At 45.6% G+C, this 665-nt stretch carries 1 pseudogene; it reads left to right on the top strand.

Annotated features, from left to right (window positions below):
* Positions 1–665 (top strand): annotated as a pseudogene (locus R7Z47_RS25110) (HD domain-containing protein); the annotation flags it as partial.

The raw sequence follows: 665 nt of genomic DNA, 5'->3' as shown, positions 1-665 counted from the left end.
TTGGTGAAGGCAATTGCGGCGTCGAGATGATGATGAAAGAGTTTTATCGCACACTTCGTCGCGTCGCAGAATTAAACAAAATGCTGCTCAAACTGTTTGATCAAGCCATCATCAATGGTGGTGCAACTGAAAACGCAGAAATTTTGGATGCAGATTTTCAACGTCGTGGGTCGTTAATTGAAGCCAGAAAACCTGCGCTATTCCAAGCCAGACCTGAAACTATTCTTGATATGTTTTTGCATATCGCAAACGACTCAACCATTGAAGGAGTAAGCCCTCCAACCCTGCGACAACTGCGTACTGCACGTCGCCGCTTAAACAAGTTTTTACACACGATTCCAGCGGCTCGTGAAAAATTCTTAGCGTTATGTCGACACCCAAATGCACTTCATAAAGCGTTCAGTTTGATGCACAGACTTGGGGTAATGGCCGCATATTTACCGCAATGGAGCCAGATTGTTGGTCAGATGCAGTTCGACCTGTTCCACGCTTACACGGTCGACGAGCACAGCATTCGCCTACTCAAACACATCAATACCTTTAACAATCCAGACAACCATGCGAAGCATCCGATTTGTTGCGACATATACCCTCGCATGCAAAAGAAAGAACTGCTGATCATTGCAGCAATCTTCCATGATATTGGTAAAGGTCGCGGTGGTGAT

It is taken from the genome of Vibrio sp. 1641, from assembly GCF_033339995.1.
Classification (GTDB): Bacteria; Pseudomonadota; Gammaproteobacteria; order Enterobacterales; family Vibrionaceae; genus Vibrio; species Vibrio alginolyticus.
This window is presented reverse-complemented; position numbering and strand designations above follow the sequence as displayed.